We start from the raw sequence: 4066 nt of genomic DNA, 5'->3' as shown, positions 1-4066 counted from the left end.
GGTGCGGGCGGCGTGGGCCGCCTCGTCATGGTGGCGCAGCCGCAGCGCGATGGCGTCCGCCGCGCCGCGCAGCCGGGCCATCTCGGCCGGCGGCAGCGCGCGGGTGGGCAGCGGCAGGCGGGCGCGCTTGCCGGCGAGGCCGGAGGGGCCGGGCTGGAAGGCCACCTGCACCTCGGCCGTGCCCGCCATGGCGCGGAGCGTGCCGGCCGTGGCCCGCTTGAATTCTTCCTGACGCGTCAGGTCCTTGCTGCCGCTCATGGCCGGCTCCCGTGAATAGGCGGGGTCCGGGGTGACCCTGTCACCCCGGCGGGGAGGTCCAGGAGGGGCGGCGCCCCTCCTGGCCGCGGTCTCAGTTCTTGCGAACGAGCAGCCCCGTCGGCACTTCCTCGTTGAAGCAGCGCTGGTAGTACTCGGCGACGGTCGACCGCTCCGCCTCGTCGCACTTGTTCAGGAAGGAGAGGCGGAAGGCGAAGCCGACATCGCCGAAGATCTTGGCGTTCTCGGCCCAGGTGATGACGGTGCGCGGCGACATGACGGTGGAGATGTCGCCGGCGATGAAGCCGGCCCGCGTCAGGTCGGCCAGCGCCACCATGGCCTCGATGCGCTTGCGGCCGGCGGTGTCGCCCTCGGCGATGTTCATCTTGGCGGCGACAATGGCGCTTTCCTGCGCATGCGGCAGGTAGTTCAGGGTGGCGACGATGTTCCAGCGGTCCATCTGGCCCTGATTGATCTGCTGGGTGCCGTGATAGAGGCCGGTGGTGTCGCCCAGGCCAACCGTGTTGGCGGTGGCGAAGAGGCGGAAGGCCGGGTGCGGCCGGATCACGCGGTTCTGGTCCAGCAGGGTCAGCTTGCCCTCGACCTCGAGCACGCGCTGGATGACGAACATGACGTCCGGGCGGCCCGCGTCATACTCGTCGAAGACCATGGCGCAGGGATGCTGCAGGGCCCAGGGCAGGATGCCTTCGCGGAACTCGGTGACCTGCTTGCCGTCCTTCAGGACGATGGCGTCCTTGCCGATCAGGTCGATGCGGCTGATGTGGCTGTCCAGGTTGACGCGGATGCAGGGCCAGTTGAGGCGCGAGGCGACCTGCTCGATATGCGTCGACTTGCCGGTGCCGTGATAGCCCTGGACCATGACGCGGCGATTGAAGGCGAAGCCCGCCAGGATGGCCAGCGTGGTGTCGCGGTCGAACTTGTAGGTGGAATCGACTTCCGGCACATGCTCCGTGCGGAAGGAATAGGCCGGAACCTCGAGGTCGCTGTCGATGCCGAAGACCTCGCGCACCTTCACGGTGATGTCCGGCTGGTCGATGGACGAGGTGGGGCGGACGTCGGAAAGGGTGGCGACCTTGGTCATTCGGGCTCTCTTGCTCTCGGCTCTCGTGGCGCGCCCCGCGGCGGCGAACCGCAGGCTTGGGGCTGACGCGATCGGGTCTGGTCTCTCGCTCGTTCGTTCTGGCGCTGCGTCAGGCGGCCCGGCTGGCGGCGCCAGGGGATCCGCCGGGGGCGGCCTCGCGGCCCTCCTCGGCGGCCTGGCTGGCCAGCCGCTTGCGCAGCAGGCTGTAGGCGCGGTTGATGTCCTTCAGCCGGTCCTCGGCGGATTTGTCGCCGCCATTGGTGTCCGGATGGTAGCGCTTCGCCAGCTCCTTGTAACGGGCGCGCAGCGCATCATTCTCCAGCGGCCAGCCGAGCCCCAGCATGTCGAGCGCGGCGCGCAGCTCCGGCGGCGCTTCCTTGGCGGATTTGCGCGGCGTCGGCGGCGCCTGGCCGAACAGGCCCAGCGGGTCGCGGAACATCTCGGGGTTCAGCTTGCGCTGGGCGCCAAGCCGGCCGAGCGGCCAGGTCGGCCGCTGCCAGCTGGTGTCCTCGCGCAGATTGGCCTCGATCTCGTCCGAGCTCATGCCCTTGTAGTAGTCCCAGGCCTGGTTGTAGGCGCGGACATGCTCGAGGCAGAAATGATGGTAATCGCGCAGGCGTGAGCGATCACGCGGGGCGCGGAACTCGCCCGGCGCCTCACAGCCGGGCGCATCGCACGGCTTGAAGGGGGTGGAGCTGTCGGTTCGGGGACGTTCGCCGCGGCGGGCCATTTGGAGGTTTATGGTCGCGGATCGCGGAGGCCGCAAGGCGGCAGATTGCAAACCTTTCGCTTGGCAGCCGTAGCCGGGCGTGGAAAACCCCGAAGCCATGTCGACACGCGCCGAACGCATCCACGCCCTGCTGCTCAGCGCCTTCACCGCCGCCGAGCTCCGTCTGCAGGACGACAGCCACCAGCATGCCGGCCATGCCGGCGCCCGGCCGGGGGGCGAGACCCACTACAGCCTGCGCCTGACGACGCCCGATTTCCGCGGCATGAGCCGCGTGGCACGGTCGCGCGCCGTGCATGCCGCATTGGCCCCCGAATTCACCGGCGGGCTGCATGCCCTATCGCTGCAGCTGCTGACGCCCGAGGAGGCGGCCGATGGCCGTTGAGGCCGGCAAGGCCGCGCCCAAGCCAGCAGCCCCGGCCCGAGAGCCGGTCCCCGGCATCATCCTCTACGAGGACGAGCATATCCTGGTGGTGCACCGGCCGGCGGAGAGCGCACTGACCCTGGTGACCTTCGCCGACCTGACCTTCCGCCCGCGCGGCGACGCGGTCTGGGGGCAGGAGCCGGCGGAGAAGCTCGGCCTGAACACCATCGGCCTGGTGGCGAAGCGCGAGAACTGGTTCCCGGTGGCCTCGGTCGAGGCGGCGGCGCCGGCGGTGCGGGCCGCCTTCCAAGGCCCGGCCATCGCCTATGGCTACAGCATGGGCGGCTATGCGGCGCTGAAGCATGCGGCGCGGCTGGGCTGCGAGCAGAGCCTGGGCATCTGCCCGCAGGCCACCATCGACCCGGCGGAATGCCCCTGGGACACCCGCTTCCACCGCTTCTACGACCCGGCCCTGCACGGTTCCATGGCGGTCGCCCCGGGCGAGGCCGGCGACTTCGCCGTCATGCTGGCCGATCCCTACATGGCCGAGGACAACGGCCAGTCGACCCTGCTGGCGCGCGACGCCGGCGTGCACTGGCTGCGCACGCCCTTCATGAGCCATGCCGCCATCTGGCTGCTGGTCGACAGCCGCTTCCTCGGCCAGGTGCTGCAGCTGATGCTGGCGCGCGACCTGCCGCAGCTGGCGGCCGTGATGCGCGCCCGCCGCCATGTCAGCCCGCACTGGGCCCGCCATGTCGCCAATGCCGCCTTCCGCCACGGCCATATCCGCCTGGCCAACCGGCTGTGGAAGCGGGCCAAGCGCCTGGGCCTGTCGCGCGGCATCCTGAGCGGCGACCTGCAGCGCCAGCTGGCGCTCCGCGTCGGCGACCTGCGCGCCCGCAAGCAGCCGCGCCGTGCCCGCCATGCGGTGCTGCTGCAGACCAAGGCCTGGCCGCAGGACGCCGCGCTGATCGCGCGCGCCGGCCATCTGATGCTGGCCCTGGCCGACCTGCCCGAGGCCGAGAAGATCTTTCGCGCCGCGCTGGCGCTGCGGCCCGACCTGGGCAATGCCTATATCGGGCTGAGCCTGTGCCTGGGCGGGCAGAAGCGGCTGGGCGAGGCCGTCTCGCTCTGCCAGCAGGGCGTCCAGGTCATCCCGGCCGACCTGAAGCTGCGCATGCACCTGGCGCAGCTGCTGCTGAACACCGGCCGCGCCGACGAGGCCGAGACCCAGTTCCGCGCCGTGCTGCAGCACGAGGCGACGCATCCCAAGGCGCTGCTCGGCCTCAGCCAGGTGCTGGCCGCGCGCGGCGACCGCGCCGAGGCCGTGGCCATGGCCCGCCGCCTGCTGGAAGACCCCGAGGTCGATGCCGAGACCTGCCTCTGGCTCGGGCAGCTGCTGCTCTATGTCGGCGAGCCGGCCGAGGCCGAGCCGATCTTCCGCCGCGTCCTGGCCATGACCCCGGGGAACGGCACCGCCTATGTCGGCCTAGCCCGGGCGCTGGAGCGTAGCGGCCATCTGGTGCCGGCGCAGAAGGTGGCGATGCAGGCCGCGACGCTGCTGCCCGACGACGCCAAGGTGCAGGCGATCCACAAGCGGCTGGGCCCGCCCTCGGCC

Annotated in this window: 4 protein-coding genes and 1 pseudogene; 2 read left to right on the top strand and 3 right to left on the bottom strand. The window is 71.1% G+C overall.

Annotation, left to right across the window (positions count from 1 at the left end):
• The 3 genes and pseudogenes from BKE38_RS24920 to BKE38_RS24910 form a co-directional block, all read right to left on the bottom strand.
• Positions 1–258, bottom strand: a pseudogene (locus tag BKE38_RS24920) (cobaltochelatase subunit CobT); the annotation flags it as partial.
• 91 nt (positions 259–349) lie between these two features.
• On the bottom strand, positions 350–1357 hold the full coding sequence (gene cobS / locus BKE38_RS24915; protein ID WP_076959919.1) for a cobaltochelatase subunit CobS: 1008 nt from the start codon (positions 1355–1357) through the stop codon (positions 350–352).
• 109 nt (positions 1358–1466) lie between these two features.
• Positions 1467–2087, bottom strand: a complete 621-nt coding sequence (locus BKE38_RS24910) for a DnaJ domain-containing protein (protein WP_076959918.1) — start codon at positions 2085–2087, stop codon at positions 1467–1469.
• Positions 2088–2184: 97 nt separating this feature from the next.
• Here BKE38_RS24910 and BKE38_RS24905 point away from each other — a divergent pair, with 97 nt between their 5' ends.
• Together BKE38_RS24905 and BKE38_RS24900 are read left to right on the top strand one after the other, a co-directional pair.
• Positions 2185–2469, top strand: a complete 285-nt coding sequence (locus BKE38_RS24905; RefSeq protein WP_076959917.1) for a BolA family protein — start codon at positions 2185–2187, stop codon at positions 2467–2469.
• Positions 2459–4066: tetratricopeptide repeat protein (locus tag BKE38_RS24900; RefSeq protein WP_076959916.1), on the top strand; the 1608-nt coding region annotated here is incomplete at its 3' end. The genes BKE38_RS24905 and BKE38_RS24900, both read left to right, overlap by 11 nt.

The organism is Teichococcus deserti (assembly GCF_001982615.1).
Taxonomy (GTDB): Bacteria; Pseudomonadota; Alphaproteobacteria; order Acetobacterales; family Acetobacteraceae; genus Pseudoroseomonas; species Pseudoroseomonas deserti.
Note: the sequence above shows the minus strand (reverse complement) of the source record. Positions and strands in the feature narration are given on the sequence as shown.

What these genes read in the sequence shown, in the direction of transcription:
- cobS (WP_076959919.1), bottom strand. Translation starts at nt 1,357, where the DNA reads ATGACCAAGGTCGCCACCCTTTCCGACGTCCGCCCCACCTCGTCCATC.
- BKE38_RS24905 (WP_076959917.1), top strand. Translation starts at nt 2,185, where the DNA reads ATGTCGACACGCGCCGAACGCATCCACGCCCTGCTGCTCAGCGCCTTC.
- BKE38_RS24910 (WP_076959918.1), bottom strand. Translation starts at nt 2,087, where the DNA reads ATGGCCCGCCGCGGCGAACGTCCCCGAACCGACAGCTCCACCCCCTTC.